This window comes from Blautia sp. DFI.1.216 (assembly GCF_020594215.1).
In the GTDB taxonomy this organism is placed as follows: Bacteria; Bacillota; Clostridia; order Lachnospirales; family Lachnospiraceae; genus Blautia_A; species Blautia_A wexlerae.
Genome location: NZ_JAJDML010000057.1, coordinates 1 through 22,686, shown reverse-complemented (window position 1 = coordinate 22,686; position 22,686 = coordinate 1). Strand labels below are relative to the sequence as shown.

Genomic DNA, 22,686 nt, shown 5'->3' with positions numbered 1-22,686 from the left:
TTCCTTACTGGATGTAAGGGATATTAACCATAAATATATTGTAGTAGGAAGAAAGAAAAAAAGAAATAGTGTGATAGGCGTTTTGCACGGAAATAAAAATACATTGACAGGGATTATAGATGTTGCAATGGTTGGTTCAATGTACAGCAGAGGAAAATTTAATGAACGGATTAATTATTACGGAATGGTAATTATGGATGAATGTCATCACGCAGCTTCTAACACATCTATGGAATTATTGCAGAAAATAAATGCAAAATACGTGTATGGTGTTTCTGCTACACCTAAACGTGGTGACAGTCTTGATCGGATCATCTATATGCTGTTAGGACCTTTGAGACATAGATTTACTGCATTGGAGAGGGCTAAGGAACAGGGGATTGGACATTATTTTGTCCCAAGATACACAAGAGTAGTTGATACGGTAGAAAGCAAGGATAATATTAATAAAGCATATAATTTGATTAGTACCAGTAAGGTGCGTAATGAAATGATTGTAGATGATGTTATAACCTGTATTACGAGAAAACAGACTCCTGTAATTTTAACGAGATTTAAGGAACATGCAAAATTTTTATATGATGCCCTGAAGGGAAAAGCTGATCATGTATTCCTTTTATATGGTGATAATTCTGATAAGGAAAATACAGAAATAAGAGGAAGATTAAAACAGGTACCTGGAAGTGAATCACTTGTATTAGTGGCAACCGGTCAGAAGATAGGAGAAGGATTTGATTTTCCAAGACTGGATGTATTAATGCTTGCAGCACCTGTATCTTTTGAAGGACGCTTGGAACAGTATGTAGGTAGATTAAACAGAGATTATGTCGGAAAAGAAGCCGTTTATGTGTATGATTATATTGATTCGCATGTGCGTTATTTTGATAAAATGTATGCAAAAAGATTGAGAACGTACAGGAAGACAGGATTTTCAATCTGGACACAAGAGTTGCAACCTAAACAAATAATAAATGCAATATTTGATTCTGTAAATTATACCGAAAAATTCGAGCAAGATATTGTAGAGTCAGAAAAAATGGTAGTAATTTCCAGTCCGGATATCAGACAGGATAAAATTGACAGATTTTTATTACTAATCACGAAGAGACAGGAAGTAGGGGTAAAGGTCACTGTTATTACAACAGATCCGGAAGATATTACTTACGGAAAGTCAGATGTATGTTATGAATTAATCAGAGCAATGCAATTGGTAGGAATAAATGTGATAACAAGAACAGAAGTAGAAGAATGTTTTGCTATTATTGATGATGAAATAGTATGGCATGGTGGGATGAATCTACTTGGAAAAGCTGATGTCTGGGATAACTTAATGCGTATCAGAAATTCACAAGTTGCGACTGAATTGTTGGAAATTGCTTTGGGATGTTCTGAGGAGAGGAGGAAAAGTGAGTAAAAAGATTAAATGCGATATATATACCAGAGTATCCACAACCATGCAGGTAGATGGCTATAGTCTGGATGCTCAGAAAGAAAAACTCAAGAGATATGCGGAATTTCAGAATATGGAAATCGTAAATGAGTATTCCGATGAAGGTAAGTCTGGAAAGAGCGTAGAGGGCAGACCGGAATTTCAGAGAATGTTGGATAATATTGAGAATGGAACAGATGAGGTTCAGTTTGTACTGGTGTTCAAGCTTTCCAGATTCGGGCATAATGCGGCAGATGTTTTAAATTCTTTGCAGAGGATGCAGGATTTTGGAGTGAATCTGATCTGTGTAGAAGATGGAATTGACAGCTCAAAAGATAGTGGAAAGCTGATGATTTCTGTTCTGTCTGCGGTGGCAGAGATTGAACGAGAGAATATCCTTGTTCAGACAATGGAAGGACGTAAGCGGAAAGCCAGGGAAGGAAAATGGAATGGTGGATTTGCTCCGTATGGTTATGAATTAGTAAATGGAGAATTGCAGATTGCAGAGGACGAAGCAGAGATTATTCGTCTGATCTATGACAAATTTATTCATACCAATATGGGAATTTCTGCGATTGCCGCATGGCTGAACCAGCATGGATATAAAAAGAAAAAACGACAGAATAATACACTGGACGCATTTGCCGCTTCATTTATAAAAGGCGTTCTGGATAATCCGGTATACTGTGGAAAGCTGGCTTATGGACGAAGGAAAAACGAGAAAGTTTCTGGTACAAGAAATGAATACCGTATTGTAAAGCAGGAAAATTATATGCTGCACGATGGTATCCATGAAGGGATTATTTCAGAAACAGACTGGGAGCTGGCTCATCAAAAAAGGGAAAAAACAGGTGTGAAATATGAAAAGACACATAGTCTCGAGCATGAGCATATTTTATCCGGAATATTGAGATGCCCGTTATGTGGAAGCGGTATGTATGGAAACGTGAACCGAAAGAAAAAGAAAGACGGAACTTTATATAAGGATTATTTCTATTATGCCTGCAAACATCGTCGCCTAGTAGATGGTCATAAATGTGGATATCGTAAACAATGGAGCGAGGAGAAGATTAATAATGTAGTGGAAGAAGTTATTCGGAAGCTGGTGAAGAATCCTAAATTTGAAGAAGCAATTTTGAATAAAATCAGTTCAAGAATAGATACAGAAGAAATAGAAAAAGAGATTGAAGGATTGGAAAAGCAGCACAGGCAGTTGACCGGAGCAAAAGCAAGACTTGGACAGCAGATGGACAGTCTAGATATCATGGATAAATTTTATGAGAAGAAATATCAGGATATGGAGACAAGGTTATACCGTTTGTATGATGAGATTGAAGGCGTGGAGAACAGTATAGAAGAAGTCAAGAACCGCCTGTTGAATATCCAGCAACAGAAAATATCAGAAGAAAACGTCTATCAATTTCTTTTATATTTTGATAAACTATATGATAAGTTCACCGACCTGGAGAAGAAAGAATTTCTTAACAGCTTTGTGGAACAGGTGGACATTTACGAGCAGGAGCAGCCAGATGGCAGATTCCTGAAGCACATAAAGTTCCGTTTTCCAGTGTATTTTGGAGACAGGGAGACACAGGAACTTTGTTGGGATAACGAAAGTACCGTTGAAAGTTGCGCTTTATTGTCTAAACTAGAATAAAAACTGGATGAGAAGGTGACTAGAATTCGAAGAATCGCCATATAAGTCAACAAATGCCGGGTAAAATGATGACTAGAATTCGAAGAATTGCCATATAAGTCAACGAATGCCGGGAAAGCATATGACTGGAATTCGAAGAATCGCCATATAAGGCAACGAATATCGGGAAAGCATATGACTGGAATTTGAAGAATTGTCATATAAGTCAACGTATGTCAGGGAAACTGATGACTGGAATTTAAAGAATCATCATTTGAGTCAATACATGATTGATATTTGTTGACTAGGAGGTGCATATTTTTGGCATCGTGAAGCGTGTTTCTGTGAACAGTAACGAGGTGGTGCTTATGAGTTCCAGACTGACAAAAAATCTACTTGATAAATATAGATCAATATGATAAAATAAGGCCATTCTCCGCGAGGGAGTAATCGGCATATTCCGGAACATTTTTCAGATATGTTTTGAAGAGTGTGTAGTACTATCGACATAATGGTGCCATATGCACCCGGTATTACAGTAAACGATGAGACTCATGGACAGTTAAAACAGCTGTCTGTGTGTCTCTTTTTTTATGCTGCAGGAACATTACAGCAGTTCAGATAACATAAAAAAGTCTTCCGGGAAGGGTTCTATGTCACTGAAAAATTATTTTATACAGGAAAAGGAGCAAAAAACACATGAATATTTTTGAACTTTTTATACTGGCGATAGGCCTGTCTATGGATGCATTTGCAGTATCTGTCTGTAAGGGCCTTTCCCTAGGCAGAATCAATGCAAAGCATATGTGTATCGCAGGCGCATGGTTCGGGGGATTTCAGGCATTAATGCCCCTTGTGGGATATTTCGGCGGACGATTCTTTGCAGATAAGGTTACTCGATACAGTCACTGGGTAGCTTTTGTCCTTCTGGTGTTCATTGGTGCCGGCATGATCAAAGAATCGAAAGAGGAAGAACATGTAAATGCGGATATGGATATAAAATCCATGTTCATCCTTGCAGTGGCTACCAGTATTGATGCACTGGCAGTGGGAGTGACATTTGCTTTTCTGAAAGTAGAGATCGTATCAGCAGTATCCTTTATCGGTGTGATCACCTTTGTCTGTTCAGCAGCAGGGGTAAAGATAGGCAGTCTTTTCGGAATGAAATACAAATCCAAAGCGGAATTATGCGGAGGTATTATCCTTATCCTCATAGGTACAAAAATCCTGCTGGAAGGACTGGGAATGATATAAATAATAATTACAAATCTCAACTCAAACGTGTTATAATACTACTATCAATGAACAGGCATGAAATGATTATCCGCCTGAATAATTTAAATAACATATCAGGGAGGTTTCTATTATGAAAAAAGTAAAAACAGCAGCAGCACTTTTATGCAGTGCATGTCTGGTACTTTCAGGAACTGCTGTACCGACAATGGCAGATTCAGTGAAGGTTGTGACGCTGGGAGCTGATCTTACTCAGGACCAGAAGAATACAATGATGAAATATTTTAATGTAGACAGTAACCAGGTACAGATTCTCACTATCACTAATCAGGATGAGAGAGATCATCTGAGTGCTTATGTACCGTTAGAGCAGATCGGAACCAGAACAGTGAGCTGTGCATATGTAAAGCCGACTCAGTCAGGCGGTATCAAAGTAAGGACAGCCAATCTTAACTGGGTAACATGTAACATGATCGCAACGTCACTTTCCACATCAGGTGTCAAGAACTGTGAAGTGGTAGCAGCCTGCCCGTTTGAGGTATCCGGAACCGGAGCGCTTACAGGTATTCAGATGGCGTATGAGACAGCTACAGGTGAGCAGCTTGACAGCACGAAGAAAGAACTTGCTACAGAGGAAATGGTAGTAACAGGAAATCTGGCTGATGAGGTTGGAAAGAATGATGCAACTACTGTTATGAATAACTCCAAGATACAGGTTATCAAAGATAATGTCCAGAATGTGGATGATATCTATAATATCGTAGTAAATGTTGCTCAGCAGAATAATGTAAATCTGGATTCTGACCAGATTAATAAGATCGTAGAGCTTCTGAAACAGATTGCGCAGCAGGAGTACAATTATGATGATGTAAAAGCAACACTGGAGCAGGTAGAACAGAATACATCCGGTGATAATGATGAGCTTGGTGATATTGATGATGAAGAGGATGACACTGTAAATGCAGGTGATTCCGCAGATGGTGATGATATCCTGAACAATGTGGATAACAGTGCTTTAGGCGGAGATATCGTAGAGAGTTCCACAGAGAATCCATCGCTGGAGGAGGATTCAGGTCTGATTGAGGACGACGGAGACGATCAGAGTGACGGAGACCTCAGCGAAACAGAGGAACCGCAGGAGCCGGATGGTGATGAAACTACGGATGACAGTACGCTTGGAAATACAGATGAAGGTGATACAGACTCCGATGAAGGAACAGATGATACAGAAAATGATACCACATCAGATGAATTGGATACTTCTGCACTGACAGAAGATCAGAAGGCCATGTTTGATAAAGCTGAGAATTTCTGCAAGGGAGAATATGAAGGCGATACCACTGCTCTTACAACAGCTATGGAAGATGAAACAGCAACAGCTTCCGTAACTCTTGATGCTGAAAATGGTGCAACTCTTGCTAAGAATGTGGAGAAGGCATATCTGAAAGTTCTTACAGAAGGTACAGATTCTTATCAGGCAGATGGAACCGAAACTTACATGAGTACAGAACTTAATATGGTAGATAAGTCCATGAAGGAAATCTTCGGATTAAGTGCAGATGCACAGGCAAGTCCGGAACTGGGAGAACTTTCAGATGATGACAGACAGACCTTATATAATGAAACAATGAAGTTCTTTGAGAAACTCTACGGAGAAAGCACAGAGACTTATGATACAACGGATGCAGATTCCACAGAGACTGCAGGCGGCGAGGAAAATGCAGAATAATCAAAGTATCATGCAGATTTCAGAGAATAAGGATGGTTCTGCAAAGGTATTGTTCAGAATACGAAAAGCAGAGATGTCAGATGTGGATGAGATCATGGCTGTTATGCATGGAGCGAAGAATGATAAAGAGCATCCGGACTGGTTTGTATCTGATGATGAGGAATATGTCAGGACACATATAGAAGAACAGGGGTTTGTGATCGTGGCACAGACAGCAGATGGTTCTGTTGCGGGTTTCTTCCTTATTAAATATCCTGAAAACAGGGAAGATAATCTGGGAACTTATCTTGATTTTGATGAGGAACAGCTTTCCCATGTTGCAGTTATGGATTCGGCAGTTGTGTGTTGTGCATACAGGGGAAACGGGCTGCAGGGGCATATGCTGGAAGAAGCGGAGAGATTGCTGGATACAGACCAATATTATTATCTGATGTGCACCATACATCCGGATAATCAGTTCAGCAGACATAATATGGAAATCCATGGATATGAAGTTAAGAGAACGGCACTCTGTTACGGAGGTCTGCCAAGATGTATCCTTCTTAAGGAGTTAACCGAATCAGGGAAGTCCCCTGCACAGGTTGTGAAAAGCAGCAAACAATAATAGCAATGGAAAGCAGTTGGTGAAATTTTTGTGATTTTGCCGGCTGCTTTTTGTTATGTATGGAAAAAATGAGATGAATGTGATAAAATAATGTGATTATAGCAATCCTCGTAAATAATGAATCTTAATCCGGCCCATCAGAGTGTGAAATCTGAAACTGTCTTAAATGCATTATTTATGTTACTGTTCACTGGTAGTATCCCACGAGGTGTTTTTTGTGAGCGAAGGTCACAGAAAACCCGAGACATACTGCGCGAATTTATGCGATTAGCATAAATTAAGTTTGCGAAGCAAACGATACTCCTTGGGCATTGCACAAGGAGGTTCATATTTCCTGCATCGCGAAGCGTGTTGCTGGGAACGGAGTGAACAGTAACTTATTTATGAGGGCTGCTATAGAAAACAGAGTCATATAATTGACAAAAGATAAACATAAAAATACAAGGAGAAATACGAATGGGAATGGCAGTAGTAACTCTGAAAAAGGGAGAGGGAAGACTTCTGAAATCCGGCGGAATGTGGATTTTTGATAATGAGATAGATACAGTCATGGGAAATTTCGAGAACGGTGATATTGTACTTGTCCATGATTTTGACGGATATCCTATGGGAAGAGGGTTCATTAATACTAATTCTAAGATTACGGTGCGTCTTATGACCAGAGATGAAAATGTTGATATTAATGAAGAACTTTTGGAGAAGCGTGTACGTGATGCATGGGAATATCGTAAGAAAGTGGTAGATACAGGGTGCTGTCGTCTGATTTTTGCAGAGGCAGATTTCCTTCCGGGAATTGTGGTGGATAAATTTTCGGATGTACTGGTAGTTCAGTCACTGGCTCTGGGGATCGATCGTTTTAAAGAAACAATCGTAGAACTCCTCAGGAAAGTCCTGGCAGAAGATGGGATCACTATTCGCGGTGTTTACGAAAGAAGCGATGTGAAGGTGCGCAAACAGGAAGGAATGGAAATGGTTAAGGGTTTTATAGGACCAGAGTTTCCAACACTTGTGCAGATTGAAGAAAATGGTGTAAAATATGAAGTTGACGTAAAAGACGGGCAGAAAACAGGATTTTTCCTGGATCAGAAATATAACAGGCTTGCAATTCAGAAGCTCTGTAAGAATGCGAAAGTTCTGGATTGCTTTACACATACAGGTTCTTTTGCACTGAATGCGGGAATTGCAGGAGCTGCGAGCGTAACCGGTGTGGACGCCTCTCAGCTGGCAGTAGATCAGGCAACCGCTAATGCGGCATTGAATGGTTTATCCGACAATGTGAAATTTATTTGCGAGGATGTTTTTGAACTGCTCCCTGAGCTGGAAGAGAAAGGTGAGAAATTTGATGTTGTAATTCTTGATCCTCCTGCATTTACCAAGTCCAGAAATTCCATTAAAAATGCAGTAAAAGGATACAGAGAGATTAATCTGCGTGCCATGAAACTGGTAAAAGACGGCGGATTTCTGGCAACCTGTTCCTGTTCTCATTTTATGGACTATGAATTATTTACCAAAACCATCGGACAGGCAGCAAAGAATGTACATAAAAGACTTCGCCAGGTAGAATACAGGACACAGGCACCGGATCATCCAATCCTGTGGGCGGCAGATGAGTCTTATTATCTGAAGTTCTATATCTTCCAGGTATGCAATGACAGATAATTATATAATATGATATCAGAGCCAGAGTGTACTTGCACGATAAGATTTTTGAGAAAACAGGGATTTCTGTAGCAGAGCAGAGGATTCCGGATGTTTGAGAATAAAGAAAGAGAGGAAATAATATTATGAGTTTCAGAGAAGTAAAAGCAGAAGAACTGACAATGAATCCATTTACCAAGATTGGAAAGGAATGGCTGCTGATCACAGCCGGAAATGAAGAAAAATGCAATACCATGACAGCAAGCTGGGGTGCAATGGGTGTTATGTGGGGAAAGAACGCAGTGACAGTGTATATCCGTCCTCAGAGATACACCAAGGAATTTGTGGACAGGGAAGATACATTTACAATTTCTGTTCTGGGAGAAGAGTATCGCAAGGCATTAAATTATTGCGGAAAGGTTTCCGGAAAAAATGTGGATAACAAGATTAAAGAAGCAGGACTGACTCCTTACTTTACAGACGGAACAGCCGGAATTGAAGAAGCTGACATGATCATGGTCTGCAAAAAAATGTATCATGATGAGATTAAACCGGAATGCTTTGATGCCGGGGAAAACGACGGTAAGTGGTATCCGCAGAAAGACTACCATACCATGTATATTGCAGAGATCCTGAAAGTTCTTGTCAGAGAGTAAAAAAATGCATTACAAACAGTAAAAAAAGAGGTAGTTTAATGAAAGACAAATTAAACAGATTCATGCAGGGGCGTTATGGAGTGGATAATTTTGCAAGATTCACTCTCGGTGTGGCACTTTTCGTCATTGTTGTAGGTTCTTTTATGAGACAAAATGCAGCCGGAGGCGTTCTGGATACAGTTGGATTTATTCTTATCATTTATACATATTTCAGAATCCTTTCCAGAAATATCTCTGCACGATATGCGGAAAACCAGAAATATCTGGGATATACTCAGAAAATCCGCAGCCGGTTTACCAGAGAAAAAAATATGATGGAGCAGAGAAAAACACATCATATCTATACCTGCCCGGGTTGTGGACAGAAAATTCGTATTCCCAGAGGAAAAGGACAGAAGGTAGAGATTGAATGTCCGAAATGTCATGAGAAGTTTATCAAAAGACGTTGATTTGCTGCAAACACGCTCTGGCAGATCATCATAAGTTATGGGCTGGAGGAATTATGTTTGGTTATATAGTAATGAATAAGCCTGAAATCAAGTTTAAAGATTTTGATCTGTACAGATCCTTTTACTGTGGATTGTGCAGAGAACTCAAAAGTAAATATGGAATATCAGGACAGATTTCTCTGACTTATGATATGACATTTGTGGTGATTCTTCTCAGTGCGCTTTATGAGCCGCGCACACAAAAGGGAAGCACAAGATGTATCATTCATCCGGTATGTAAACAGCCGGTCAGAAGAAATACAGTGACAGAATATGCGGCAGATATGAATGTACTTCTTACTTATTATAAATGCCGGGACGACTGGGAGGATGAAAAAAAAGTAACTGCTCTTGGTTATTCAAAAGTTCTTCAGGGAAAAGTTAAAAAACTGGATCAGAAATATCCGGATAAATCCCGAAGAATACAGAAGCTTCTCAGTGAATTGTCTGAGATGGAGAAATCCGGAGAAAAAGACATTGACAAAATGGCGGGCTGTTTCGGAAAAATTATGGAAGAGATTTTTGCATGGAAACAGGATGTATGGGAAGATACTCTGCGCAGAATGGGATTTTTTCTTGGCAAATTTATTTATCTTCTGGATGCATACGATGATGTGGAAGAGGATATAAAAAATAAAAATTACAATCCTTTTTCAGAACAATATATAATAGAAGGGTTCGATGAGCAGGTACGCCGGATTCTGATTATGATGATGGCGCAGACCTGCAGGGAGTTTGAGAAACTTCCTATTATAAAATACACTGATATTTTGAGAAATATTCTTTACTCAGGGGTATGGTGTCGGTTTGAGGTGATACATAAGAAGAGAAAAGAAGCAGGAGAGAAAGATAATGATTGATCCGTACAGTATACTGGGGATTTCCAGAGATGCATCCGATGAGGAAGTGAAGAAGGCATATCGTAAGATGAGCAGAAAGTATCATCCGGATGCCAATATTGACAATCCGAATAAAGAACAGGCTGAGGAGAAATTCAAGCAGGTTCAGCAGGCTTATGAGCAGATTATGAAGGAAAGAGAGCAGGGAATCGATTACGGGAATTATGGCAGCAATAATTACGGTGGTTTTGGCGGATTTTCCGGACAGGCAGACTCTGGCTATCAGGATGAAGAGTCTATGCGCAGGCAGGCGGCAGCCAATTATATCCAGAGCGGTCATTATCGTGAGGCTATGAATGTTCTGCAGTCACTTTCACAGAGGAACGGACAGTGGTATTATCTGTCTTCCATGGCAAACATGGGACTTGGAAATAACGTAAATGCATTGAATGATATTAAGCAGGCTATCCGTCTGGAACCGGATAATGTACAGTATCAGATGGTTTTGCAGCAGATGGAAGGCGGAGGAAACTGGTATCAGGAGATGCAGAATCCTTTTGGAGGTATGCCGACAGGCGGTGATGATTATTGTATGAAGCTGTGCCTGGCAAATATGGCATGCAGTCTGTGTTGCCCGGGAAGCGGCATATTTTGCTGCTAAAACGTTATTGTTCACTCCGTTCTCAGTAACGTAGTCAAAATTCATTCCAGATTGCCTGCGGCAATGGAATTTTGGTAATAATTGGATTGACAATTAAAAGTGAAAATATTACTATAGTAAAGTGATAATGTGCAACTGTAATGATATGCAACAGTTGCAAACATATAATTAAGGTTACAGGAGGAAATCATAATGAGTATTCGTATTGGTATTTTAGGCTACGGCAATCTTGGCCGCGGTGTAGAGTGCGCAATCAAACATAATCCGGATCTGGAGCTTGTTGCTGTATTTACACGTCGTGCTCCGGAAACTGTTAAAATCCTTACAGAGACAGCAGCGGTATATTCTGTCAATGATGCCGAAAAAATGAAAGATAAGATCGATGTACTTATCATCTGTGGTGGAAGTGCAACAGATCTTCCGAAACAGACACCGGAATATGCGAAGATGTTTAATGTAATTGACAGCTTTGATACACATGCAAGAATTCCAGAGCATTTTGATTCAGTAGATGCAGCTGCAAAAGAAAGCGGTCATATCGGAATTATTTCAGTGGGCTGGGATCCGGGAATGTTCTCACTGAACCGTCTCTATGCAAATGCAATCCTTACAAACGGAAAGGATTATACATTCTGGGGCAAGGGTGTAAGCCAGGGACACTCAGATGCAGTACGCCGTATCAAAGGCGTAAAAGATGCAAAACAGTATACAATTCCTGTTGAAGCAGCACTGGAAGCAGTGAGAAACGGAGAAAATCCGGATCTTACAACAAGACAGAAACATACAAGAGAATGCTTTGTAGTTGCAGAAGAAGGTGCGGATCTGGCACAGATTGAGAATGATATCAAGACTATGCCTAACTATTTCTCTGACTATGATACAACTGTACATTTTATTTCTGAAGAAGAACTGAAGCGAGATCACAGTGGAATCCCACATGGCGGTTTCGTGATCCGATCCGGAAAAACGGGCTGGAATGATGAGAACAATCATGTGATCGAATATAGTCTGAAGCTGGATTCCAATCCGGAGTTTACATCTTCTGTACTTGTTGCATATGCAAGAGCTGCATATCGTATGAATAAAGAAGGACAGAGTGGTGCGAAGACCGTATTTGATGTGGCACCTGCTTATTTATGTGCTGCTGATGGTGCTGAATTAAGAAAGCATCTGTTGTGATCAGGGATATAAGATAATATTCTGTCTGTTGAAAAAATAAAGAGAAAACAGGTATACAGGTTATATTTCACAGTGTTATCTTGTGAAAAGAGACAAAGTATTTGTGGACTTTGTCTCTTTTTTTATGGAACAGACTGTGAAAAATTAGTGAATGTTTAACAGAATTTTACTTGTCTGTTGACGGGTTATTTAAAGTGTAATATAATAGGGTCATAGAAACGTAACAACATTGTAAAAAACTTTGTTAAACCTTAGAGCGTATCTGAGAAGTATGTGAGATATCAGAGCGATACCTACGATTCATACTTTTCAGACACGCTCTGATAACGAAAAAAGAAAAGGAAGGTATGTATGCAAAACGTAAACAGGAAGTTTAAAATCTGGGGGGCACTTCTGTTTCTGCTGTTTTTTGCTGTGGGAGTTTCCATGTATTTTACTGCGGCAAATGTACAGGCTGCAACGAAAACAGGTTTTGTAACTATTAACGGAGATTCATACTACATAAATAAAGATGGCTCTAAACAGAAGGGTTGGCTGGAACTTGAAGGGAAGAAATATTACTTTAACACAAAGACCGGTGTTCAGGTAAAAGGCTGGGTTACTGACAGTAAAGGACGAAAGAGATATTTCAGTAAACAGGCTGGTATCATGATGACAGGCTGGGTCACTGATTCAAAGGATCAGAAAAGATATTTTAATCCATCTACCGGATTCATGCAGACGAAATGGCTGACATTGAAGGGAAAGAGATATTATTTCTACAGTAACAGTGGAGTGGCTGCCTGCAAGACATTCCTTACAGACAGTAAGAAAAATACCAGATATTTTACAAGTGCATGTTATATGCTTACCGGCTGGACAAAGAATTCCAGCAATGAATACAGATATTTTGAAACTGAAGACGGAATTATGGCAAAAGGTTTCCAGACACTGGATGGAAAGAAATACTACTTTAATACAGGCAGCGGCAAGATGGCTGTAGGCTGGACGACAATTGACGGAAATAAGTATTATTTTGATAAGGAAACCGGTGTGATGGCTACCGGAGATGTAACAATTGATGGACAGAAATACCATTTTAATTCCAATGGTATATTGAGCAATACTACAAGTCCGACCGGTTCCAGAACAATCAAGAATTATCTGGCAGGTGCATTACAGCCTGTTGGTCAGGCTCTGTACGTATGGGGTGGCGGATGGAATGATTCCACCAGAAAAGGAACAAGTCAGACAATGACTGATTTCTATAACAGTCAGAGCAGCAGTTATGATTACAATAACTACAGAGATCTCAGCACAGCCAACAGAGCAAAAGGTTTTGACTGTTCCGGTTTCGTAGGATGGTCAGCTTATCAGGTAATGCAGAGTAAGTCCGGTGTAGGAAGCGGATATACGGTAGTTTCCGGTGAGATTGGTTCTTATTATAAGTCCATGGGCTGGGGAAGTATTCTCACTCAGGCGAATCTGGCAAGTGATGACTGGACAGTATATCCCGGAGATGTGGGATATGACAGTGGACATACATGGATCATTCTCGGACAGTGTGCTGATAAGAGTGCAGTGATCGTGCATTCTACCCCGAATGCAGGTGTTCAGATTGCAGGTACACCTACTCCGTCCGGTGGTTATTCCAGTCAGGCGATTGCACTGGCACAGAAGTATATGTCAAGATATCCGGGATATACCAAATATGATTATCATACTTCATCTGGTAACTATATCAGAAGAGGTAATTATCTGAGATGGAATAGAAGTACGCTTTCTGATCCGGATGGATATATGAATATGACCGCAGACCAGATTCTTGCAGATCTGTTTAGCTGAGAAGTGAATAGTTAAGAAAATGGAAGCAGCTTTCGAATAAGGAGGCTGCTTCTTTTTTTGCGTTCTGTAGTAATTCCATAAATAATGCAAACAATCCAGTCCACTATAGCGTGAAGTCCTGCTACGTTACTGTCCACTCCGTTCACAGTAACGTAGCCAAAATTCATTCCAGATTGCCTGCGGCAATGGAATTTTGGCTTGTATGTCTCGGGATAGTGGTGTGTGAACAGTAACCCTGCATCAGATATCTTTGTCCTGTGTCAAATTATTACAAACATGAAATGGAATATGTTTGAATTGTAGAAAGAAATGCGAAGAATAACAAAAAGATTAATAAATGTTACAGAAATATAAAATTTATGGTAATTAATCCTTGCGTTTTTGAGTGTGGTGTGTTAATATGTATAAGAATTAACTTAGATATTGCAAAAACATTAAGATATAGAAAGAAAATGTTACGAGGGTGAGAATTCATGAAGAAAAGAATTGTATGTCTTACATTAGCACTCCTGATGAGCGCAACACAGGTTGTTAGTGTAAGCGCTTCAAGAGAGGATGAATTGAGAGAAGAGCAGGCGATCACAAGTCAGCAGCTGGATGCGACATATTCCAGAATGGATGAGCTTGCATATGCGAAATCACAGCTTGAGAATGAGATTTCCGAACTGGATTCCAATCTTGTAAGTGTTATGGTTTCTATTGATACTCTTAAAGGAGATATCGATAATAAAGAAGTAGATATTATTAAGACAAAACAGGATCTGGCTAAGGCTCAGAAGGCGAGAGATAAGCAGTATGAGAGCATGAAGCTTCGTATTCAGGCACTGTATGAACAGGGTGGGGATGCAGCGTGGTTTCAGATGATGCTTAATTCAGAAGATTTGAGTGAACTTCTGACACGTGCTGAGAATACACAGCAGATGTATGAGCAGGACAGAAAGAACCTTGATAAATATGTGAATACTATTAATGAGGTAAATAATTTAAAGACTCAGTATGAATCTGACAAAGCAGAACTGGAGGAGATGAAGGCTTCTTATGAACAGCAGTCTTATGATCTTCAGTGCCAGATCGATCAGAAGAAATCTGAATCAGCCGATTATGAGAATGAAATTGCATATGCACAGCAGCAGGCGACAGAATATGCAAATCTGTTAGCGGAACAGACAGCTGAAATTCAGAGATTGGAAGCTGAAAGAATCGCAGCAGAAGAAGAGGCAAGACGACAGGCTGAGGAAGAGGCTGCAAGACAGGCGGCAGAAGAAGAGGCAGCAGCAAAAGCTGCAGAGCAGGAACAGGACTCCGAATCAGAAGAGGAAGAAAATGTAGAGTATGATGAAGACGGAAATGAGATTGAGAATACTGATGATGCGGATGATGAGTCTGAATCAGATGATGGTGTAGAATATGATGAAAATGGTGATCCTGTTGACAATGCAGGAGCTTCTGATGATGTAGAGTACGATGAGTATGGCAATGTGATTGATTCTGATAATACAGTTTCACCAGATGATTATGAGAGTGAACAGTCATCTGATTCAGATAGTTCTTCATCTTCAGGTTCAGGATCAGGATCTTCTGTAGTAGACTTTGCAACACAGTTTGTTGGCAATCCATATGTATGGGGCGGTACAAGCCTTACAGGTGGAGCTGACTGTTCAGGATTTACACAGAGTGTATATGCAAACTTCGGAGTAAGTCTTCCGAGAACTTCTTATGAACAGCAGAATGCCGGTACAGAAGTATCTTATGCTGATGCACAGCCGGGCGATTTGATCTGCTACGGTGGACACGTTGCAATCTATATGGGGAATGGACGTATCGTTCATGCATCGAACTCTGTAGATGGAATTAAGATCAGTGATAACGCAGCGTACAGAACGATTGTTTCTGTAAGAAGACTGGTATAATTAAATAAGTATAAATAATTAAATTTATAGGGGTTGAAAAGGAGTATCGCTAAGGGGGCTGATGCTCCTTTTCTTTATGTATAAGTTACCATTATTCCGCGAGGTGTTTTGGCATGAATATACCAAAATTCCGAGACATACCGCGCGAATTTATGCGATTAGCATAAATTCTGTGCATCGCGAAGCGTGTTGCTGTGAACGGAGTGAACCGTAACCATGTATAATATTTTACCGATTTTCAGGTGGATTTTACCTTGACATAAAATTGGATGGATAGTACAGTTTATGTAACTGAAGAGATACATATAAAATTTTAAATCTGTTTTAGGAGACATCAGTGGGAAAGAATATTCTCATGAATTATCCGGATTATAGTTGAATAGTGAAAGCGAGGAATGATAAATGGCAAATGACCATGTAGAACACATAAGAATTGTACAGGAAACGGTTGCTGGCAAGGAGATTACTTTTGCACATGTAATGGGAGGGCCGGCTCCGGTCATATACCAGAAGCTTGGACTGAATCCGCAGGTGGATTACCGTTCATCTGCAATCGGAATTATGAATATGACACCGCCTGAATCTGCAGTAATCGCATCTGATATTGCGGTAAAAAGCGGAAATGTTTATCTGGGATTTGCAGATCGATTTACAGGCACACTGATCATTACGGGAGAGATTTCCGATGTAATGTCAGCGATGACTGAGGTTGTGGATTATTTCAGAGACACTCTGGGTTATGTAGTCTGCAAGATTACCAAAAGATAGGAAGTGTTGGGATGGCAGGGATGACAACCAGAGAATTACTGGAAAAGCTTTATAACCAGGATTATGAGAAATTAAAGGGAAAAAAGCTGCGTATGACCAGGGTAAGGGTTCCGGGAAAGGAAGTGTGCCTGGCGCATGTGATCAATCCTTCACAGAGCTGTATTTATCAGAATCTTGGTCTGCATATTGGAGTCCATGAGGGAGAAGACCACACAGGAGAAGCAATTGGAATGATTCGTTTTACCCCATGGGAAGCAGTGGTTGTAGCTGCTGATATTGCAGTGAAAAGTGCAAATGTGGAGATTGGTTTCATGGATCGCTTCAGCGGATCATTGATCCTTACGGGAGGTCTGACGGAAGTTCAGACTGCAGTGGAAGAAGTGGTGAAATTTTTTAGAGAGGTGCTTGGCTTTAAGACTTGTGCAGTTCACAAAAGTTAAAACATACGAAAAGTCAGTTATTCTGTACCGATGGTGCTTATGTAACTGCCGGAATAGCTGAGAGAAGTGAAAGGGACAGACATTAAATATGAAGAAAATATTTCTGATGGGCAGAAGTGAAGCAGGTAAGACTTCATTAACTCAGGCATTAAAAGGCGAAAAACTTCATTATGTAAAAACGCAGTATACGAATACGGATGATGATACCATTGATTCTCCGGGAGAGTATGCAGAGTCCAAGCATTTCAGCGTAGGGCTGGCCTGTTTTTCTTTTGAAGCAGATGTGGTGGCAATGGTACAGTCAGCAGATGAACCTTTCAGTTTGTTTGGCTATGGCAGTAATGCATTTATTCTGAGACCACTGATAGGAATCATTACGAAAATAGATTCTCCTTATGCGAATGTTCCAATGGTGCGTCAGTGGATGCTGAATGCAGGATGTGAAAGAATTTTTCTGGTAAACAATGTGACCGGAGAGGGGATTGATGAGCTGAGAGCGTTTTTGAATGAGGATGTTCCAAAGCTGAGTCTGGAAGAAGCAAAATTCAGACAGAGTCTTGGTCTGAATGAATGGGATCCGTTGCCAGAAGGCGTGGAATATTCATACCAAAACACCTCGCGGAATAGTGGTGTGTGAACAGTAACGAATGAACAATAATAATTGGAAAAATATATTGATAAATAGTTGACAAGCTTGTTGCAGGGTGTTATTATAATGACAGTATAATTCCATACAGAACATATTAAGTGCTGATACTGTGAGAAAGAGCAGTACAGAAAGAGGGAATCAGGTGAGAAACCTGAGCGATCCGGTCACTGTAACAGAGGAGCAAATCTCAGAATGTCCATTGTGCCATAGCATGAGAAGGAGAGAGGAGCGATGAGCCTGGAGCCAGGAAACCTGCTTGGTATGGCGAGGTTAAACTTCCGTGTAAAGTGTAACAACCAACTCCGTTGAATCCGCAGCTTCGGAGTGTTGTCTGCTTTTATCTGAAGGCAGACATTTTTTATGGAATGCGCCTGTTCTTTATGAATTATACATGATTAAATGGCAGGCGATACTACTTCGGATTTATTCGTTCCCTCCGCGCACTCATGAACGGATTTTTTTCTACCCCGGGGTAGCATCGCTCCCTCTTATTAATTTTAAATGTATGATCTGTGAAAAATACTGTAATGAATTTTCAATGCTTTGTTATGTGAAGAGAAATTGATAATTTATTAGAGTATTTTTTTTATTTCGTCCTCTGATGGGTGGGATTGATGGAGACTGAGAAAACGGAATTATTCTGGAAAGATAAAAACTTGCAACAGGAGAGGAGAGGTAGCAATGGAGAAACCTTATTGGGAAGGGAAAGAATATTCTTATTTCAGCCATAAGAAATGTGAATTTTTTCCGTGTCATAAGAATGCAGATCCGGATGATTTTAACTGTCTGTTCTGTTATTGCCCGCTATATGCCCTGGGTGAGAAATGCGGTGGGAATTTCCGGTATACGGAAAAGGGAATTAAAGACTGCACAAACTGTATGCTTCCGCATAAGCGAAAAAACTATGGATATGTCACAGGAAAATACCAGGAACTGGCTGATATGATGAAAAGAGCAAAGGAAAGTATCAGCAAATAAGAGGAGAATGCGTCGCTGCTTAGAACGGAGTGAACAGTAACAATGTGTCAGATTAGCACAAATAAGAAAGAACGATTTTCATTGTAATACAATGCTTGTTCTGCTAGAATAAGGATAGCAAAAGAGAAGAGTCTGTAAGATTTTCAAGTCTGTTCTGAGTTAGTATATAAAGCATTTCACACACATTTTCCACACTTTTCACATGCACAGAAGAAAATGCATCACAGGCATTTGACGTCTTTTCCTGGCGACATTTTCTTGTCGGCAGAGCTCTGCATTTCTACATAGAGCCGTCGGAAAACAGGGAAAATTCACTGTTTTCCGACGGTTTTTGTCATTGATCATGGTTGAAAAACAAAAAAGATACTGATATAATGATATTATATTTATGTAAGGGAGTTAACTACTACATGAAAAAAAGAAATACAGCGATACGCGCATTGTCAGTTTTTCTGGCTTATTCAATGGTTTGTACATCGGTACCCGCTGCGGGTCAGGAAATGTTTGGATCCGGAGTCAACAGGGAGACAGAAGAAAATACATCAGATCTGAAAGACTTTCAAAGTTCACAGGCAGATGAATTTGGAACAGATACGGGATCGGATGCAGAATTGTTCGGAAGCGATGATGCAAAACAGGAGTTTCAGGATGGAGAAAACTCAGAAGAGGGTACAGACGGAATCAGGTATATTAAGGGTCGTCCGTTGACAGAAGAGGAAAGAAAGGAAGAACTGGAACCCTTTAAAAATTTAAAACCTTTGGATCCGGGAATTGAAGTGGAGAGTGATCTGACATCAGTTTATGCTGCATATGGAAACAGGGAGGCTGCATTTCCATCTTCCTATGATGCCAGAAAGGAAGGATTAGTTACGCTCGTAAAGAATCAGAATCCATTTGGAACCTGCTGGGCTTTTGGTATGGCAGCAATCATGGAGACTTCGCTTCTGGCACAGAACAAAGGAACCTACGATCTGTCAGAAGAACATTTATCATATTTTTTCTCCAACAGACAGAATGATCCTCTTGGAAATACCCCCGATGATAAGAATTATGTACTGGGAAATTATCATGTAATAGGAGGTAATGATCACCTGGCGGCTATTTATCTCAGTACATGGTCGGGAATGACTACAGAGGCCGATGTACCATTTCCTACGGATTCTTCGCATCAGCAGGATCTGACTGTACAGATTCCGGGAAGTAAGGCTTATAATTCAGCGGCATATCTGAAAAATGCATCTGTTTCCAAATACAGTGAGGAACGTATGAAGGAAATGTTGCTGAATGACCATGCAGTATCCATTATGCTTTATATGAAGGAAAATTATGTAAACCCGGACACAGCAGCATATTGTTATCCTGTTGGAAAATCAAATTCGACTGTAATTAATCATATTGTGACAGTGGTCGGATGGGATGATACGTATTCAAAGGATAATTTCCTTCCTGTTTCCAATGTAACATCTGATGGTGCGTGGATCATCAAAAACAGTTGGGGGGAGAAGAAAGGAGACGGAGGATATTACTATCTTTCTTATCAGGATCCCAATATCAGTAAACTTGTAAGTGCAGAGGCAGTGGCTGCTTCGGATCAAAAGTACAGGAATAATTATTTTTATGATGGTTCTTCAGCACTTTCAGTGATTCCGATACAGGCGGGACAGTCAGTAGCAGCAGTTTATGAGACAACTGCAGGAAAGGGAAAAGCAGAAGTCCTGGGGGAGGTTAATCTTGTTACAAACAGTGACAATGCCTGTTACAAAATTCAGATATACACCGATCTGACAGATCCATATGACCCGGAAAGCGGGACCGCTGCATATGCTGCTCCATATGAGTTTGAACAGCCAATCGCAGGTGTACAGACTATTAGTGTACCAGAGGTGGTTTTGAAACAGGGAAGCAGATATTCTGTTGTGATCACAAACAGTGGGACTGACAAAATCAGCTTTGGAGTGGAAGCAAAGTCCAGTTATGGGAACTGGTTTACCTGTACGGCGGGGATAGAAACAGGGCAGACATTCTATAAGAGTGCATCGGAAACGGCCAGGTGGACAGATGGAAAGACGAAAAACTGGACGGCAAGGATCAAGGCACATACAAGGACCCTGAATCAGTCATGGGTGCCGGATACACCGGTATTTCAGGTGAAGGCATATAATTCCGGATATAACCTTATTTCATGGGAAAAAGTTTCCGGAGCTACAGGATATTATGTGTACAGAAAACCTGCAGCAGGTGGAAAGTGGTCCAAAATTGCAGATGTCGGGACATCGGAATTAAAATATAAAGATAGTAAGGTTACGGCTAATGCATCATACCGTTATACAGTAAAAGCATATTATGAAGCATCCGGAAAAAGATATTCAGGTAAATATAAAACCGGCGATGTGATTAAAGCAGCACCTGCAGTGCAGAAGGTTACTTCTGTGAAATCTGAGAAAAGTGGAATCCGTATCCGGTGGAAGCCTCAGAAAAAATGTGACGGCTATTATATTTACAGAAAGAAAAAAGGTGGTTCCTATCAATTGATAAAGAAAATTTCCAATGGAAATAGTTCTTCTTATCTGGACAAAAAAGCACAAAAAGGTGTATCATACTATTATGCGGTAAAAGCATATGTTAAAGAGCCATATGGAAATACATACAGCAAATATAAAAGTTCATCTGCTGTAAAAAGAAAATAAGAAATGAAGGAAAGAGATTATGAAGAGAAGGTTTGGAACAGTAATAGCAATGGTACTGTGCTTTATTCTGACAGTGGTTTCTGTTTATGCGGATGACGGAAAGGGTCAGAATCCGGATTATGTAACAGATTATTATATGATCGTACAGAGTACACAGGGCGGGGTAGATATTTATGATGAAGCAGACACTCAGAGTGTTAAACTGAATGACAGCAAGATTCCAAATGGAACTGCCATTCACGTTCTGGGTGAGAAGAATGGAGCAGACAATAAAAAATGGGCATATGCACAGTACCATGGAATGAACGGATATGTTCCTATGGATGATCTGGATCCGGCTTCCAGAGAAGAAGCTGCCAATGAGGAATATCGTACTTTCGGAGGCAAAGATGTGGATTTCGAAGTAAAGGTTCATGGAAACGATGGAAACGTATCGGTTTATAACGGACCTGGAGAGAAATTTGATCAGGTTTCAGGAACAGAGGGAATCGCAGATGGGACAACTGTACATATTTTTCAGTATGTTCAGGGAGAAGACGGAACAAACTGGGGGAAAACAGACACAGATGGTGTGACACAGGGATGGCTGAATCTTGATCGTGATACAGATTACGTAAATGAAAATGTATCCGCAGATGCACCGGAGGCTACAGGCACATCAGGAAATGTTCCGGTGGCTGCTGTTACACCAACACCGGAAGCAACTCCAACTCCGAAAGCCACACCAACACCAGAGGTAACACCTACAGAAAAAGTGACACCGACACCGGAGGCAACACCTACAGAAGAAGCAACACCGACACCGGAGGCAACACCTACAGAAGAAGCAATGCCAACACCGGAAGAAACAGAGACGCCTGCTTCGACAGAAGACAAGGAATCCGATGATAAGCAGAGTCAGAAAACATCAGGAAAGAATGTAAAAGCAGATTCAGGAATGAAGAATCCTGTAATCTGGATTAGTGGTATCGGGATTATTGTTATCATAATTTTACTTATTTATTTCCTGAAGAAGAAAAAGTAAGAGTTAAAATCATTAAAGAATGCCGTCGACGGCAGAGAACAGTTACAAAATAAACAGTGGAACTAAAAGAGCAGCGCATCGGATGATGCAGCTGCTCTTTTTAGAAAATGTGTGTGTATAATTGAGACGTTATGAGGAAACCTCAAATCAGTCTTAATTAACAAAAACTATTAATGTGTGTGCATATATAGTCTACAATTTTTTTGCAATTTAATCAAGATGGAATTTTATAGAACGTGATATATTTGTTACTGTTCATACACCACTATCCCGCGAGGTGTTTTGGCATGAATATGCCAAAATCCCGAGACATA

At 40.3% G+C, this 22,686-nt stretch carries 20 protein-coding genes and 1 riboswitch; of the genes, 19 read left to right on the top strand and 1 reads right to left on the bottom strand.

What is annotated here, in order from left to right:
* The 12 genes from LJE11_RS16240 to LJE11_RS16185 all read left to right on the top strand — a co-directional run.
* Positions 1-1,414 (top strand): DEAD/DEAH box helicase family protein (locus LJE11_RS16240; RefSeq protein ID WP_173679597.1); only part of this gene is annotated, 1,414 nt, incomplete at its 5' end.
* Positions 1,407-3,086: a recombinase family protein gene (locus LJE11_RS16235; protein ID WP_331466308.1), complete on the top strand. Its 1,680-nt coding sequence runs from the start codon at positions 1,407-1,409 to the stop codon at positions 3,084-3,086. The genes LJE11_RS16240 and LJE11_RS16235, both read left to right, overlap by 8 nt.
* A gap of 678 nt (positions 3,087-3,764) precedes the next feature.
* Complete coding sequence (locus tag LJE11_RS16230; protein WP_008705613.1) at positions 3,765-4,319, top strand: manganese efflux pump MntP; 555 nt, start codon at positions 3,765-3,767, stop codon at positions 4,317-4,319.
* A 112-nt stretch (positions 4,320-4,431) separates the two neighbouring features.
* The gene (locus tag LJE11_RS16225; protein ID WP_227296236.1) at positions 4,432-6,027 is read left to right on the top strand and encodes a DUF1002 domain-containing protein; all 1,596 of its coding nucleotides are present in this window, start codon (positions 4,432-4,434) and stop codon (positions 6,025-6,027) included.
* Positions 6,017-6,631 carry a GNAT family N-acetyltransferase gene (locus tag LJE11_RS16220; RefSeq protein WP_227296234.1) on the top strand — a complete coding sequence of 205 codons (615 nt, stop codon included), beginning with the start codon at positions 6,017-6,019 and terminating at the stop codon, positions 6,629-6,631. The genes LJE11_RS16225 and LJE11_RS16220 overlap by 11 nt, the downstream gene beginning before the upstream one ends.
* Positions 6,632-7,087: 456 nt before the next feature.
* Positions 7,088-8,290: a class I SAM-dependent rRNA methyltransferase gene (locus LJE11_RS16215; protein ID WP_118571287.1), complete on the top strand. Its 1,203-nt coding sequence runs from the start codon at positions 7,088-7,090 to the stop codon at positions 8,288-8,290.
* A 125-nt stretch (positions 8,291-8,415) separates the two neighbouring features.
* Entirely contained in the window at positions 8,416-8,925 is a 510-nt protein-coding gene (locus tag LJE11_RS16210; RefSeq protein WP_227296232.1) for a flavin reductase family protein, read from the top strand.
* A 38-nt stretch (positions 8,926-8,963) separates the two neighbouring features.
* Positions 8,964-9,374: a hypothetical protein gene (locus LJE11_RS16205; RefSeq protein ID WP_022381070.1), complete on the top strand. Its 411-nt coding sequence runs from the start codon at positions 8,964-8,966 to the stop codon at positions 9,372-9,374.
* A 53-nt stretch (positions 9,375-9,427) separates the two neighbouring features.
* The gene (locus tag LJE11_RS16200; protein ID WP_118614500.1) at positions 9,428-10,273 is read left to right on the top strand and encodes a DUF5685 family protein; all 846 of its coding nucleotides are present in this window, start codon (positions 9,428-9,430) and stop codon (positions 10,271-10,273) included.
* Positions 10,266-10,913 (top strand): DnaJ domain-containing protein, encoded by a 648-nt coding sequence (locus LJE11_RS16195; RefSeq protein WP_022381072.1) that lies wholly within the window; start codon positions 10,266-10,268, stop codon positions 10,911-10,913. Before LJE11_RS16200 ends, LJE11_RS16195 begins: the two co-directional genes overlap by 8 nt.
* A 192-nt stretch (positions 10,914-11,105) precedes the next feature.
* Positions 11,106-12,092, top strand: a complete 987-nt coding sequence (locus LJE11_RS16190; RefSeq protein WP_008705602.1) for a diaminopimelate dehydrogenase — start codon at positions 11,106-11,108, stop codon at positions 12,090-12,092.
* Between the two features lie 351 nt (positions 12,093-12,443).
* Positions 12,444-13,916: an N-acetylmuramoyl-L-alanine amidase family protein gene (locus tag LJE11_RS16185; protein ID WP_022381073.1), complete on the top strand. Its 1,473-nt coding sequence runs from the start codon at positions 12,444-12,446 to the stop codon at positions 13,914-13,916.
* Between the two features lie 11 nt (positions 13,917-13,927).
* Here LJE11_RS16185 and LJE11_RS16180 read toward each other — a convergent pair whose 3' ends face one another.
* Entirely contained in the window at positions 13,928-14,083 is a 156-nt protein-coding gene (locus LJE11_RS16180) for a hypothetical protein (RefSeq protein WP_155512352.1), read from the bottom strand.
* Between the two features lie 306 nt (positions 14,084-14,389).
* Between LJE11_RS16180 and LJE11_RS16175 the strand changes: the two genes are divergently transcribed.
* The 7 genes from LJE11_RS16175 (at position 14,390) to LJE11_RS16145 (ending at position 22,372) form a co-directional block, all read left to right on the top strand.
* Positions 14,390-15,826 (top strand): C40 family peptidase, encoded by a 1,437-nt coding sequence (locus tag LJE11_RS16175; RefSeq protein WP_022381074.1) that lies wholly within the window; start codon positions 14,390-14,392, stop codon positions 15,824-15,826.
* Positions 15,827-16,228: 402 nt separating this feature from the next.
* On the top strand, positions 16,229-16,594 hold the full coding sequence (locus tag LJE11_RS16170) for a BMC domain-containing protein (protein WP_008705595.1): 366 nt from the start codon (positions 16,229-16,231) through the stop codon (positions 16,592-16,594).
* Between the two features lie 11 nt (positions 16,595-16,605).
* Positions 16,606-17,034: a BMC domain-containing protein gene (locus tag LJE11_RS16165; protein ID WP_008705594.1), complete on the top strand. Its 429-nt coding sequence runs from the start codon at positions 16,606-16,608 to the stop codon at positions 17,032-17,034.
* 88 nt (positions 17,035-17,122) lie between these two features.
* Positions 17,123-17,671 carry a EutP/PduV family microcompartment system protein gene (locus LJE11_RS16160; RefSeq protein WP_118330073.1) on the top strand — a complete coding sequence of 183 codons (549 nt, stop codon included), beginning with the start codon at positions 17,123-17,125 and terminating at the stop codon, positions 17,669-17,671.
* Positions 17,672-17,762: 91 nt separating this feature from the next.
* A riboswitch (cobalamin riboswitch) is annotated at positions 17,763-17,957 on the top strand.
* Positions 17,958-18,364: 407 nt separating this feature from the next.
* Positions 18,365-18,661, top strand: coding sequence for a cysteine-rich small domain-containing protein (locus LJE11_RS16155; protein WP_008705592.1), 297 nt, complete (start codon positions 18,365-18,367; stop codon positions 18,659-18,661).
* Between the two features lie 410 nt (positions 18,662-19,071).
* A complete protein-coding gene (locus LJE11_RS16150; RefSeq protein ID WP_025581059.1) occupies positions 19,072-21,348 on the top strand; it encodes a C1 family peptidase in 2,277 nt (758 codons plus the stop codon).
* 19 nt (positions 21,349-21,367) lie between these two features.
* Positions 21,368-22,372, top strand: coding sequence for a hypothetical protein (locus tag LJE11_RS16145; RefSeq protein ID WP_227226893.1), 1,005 nt, complete (start codon positions 21,368-21,370; stop codon positions 22,370-22,372).
* Positions 22,373-22,686: the final 314 nt, after the last annotated feature.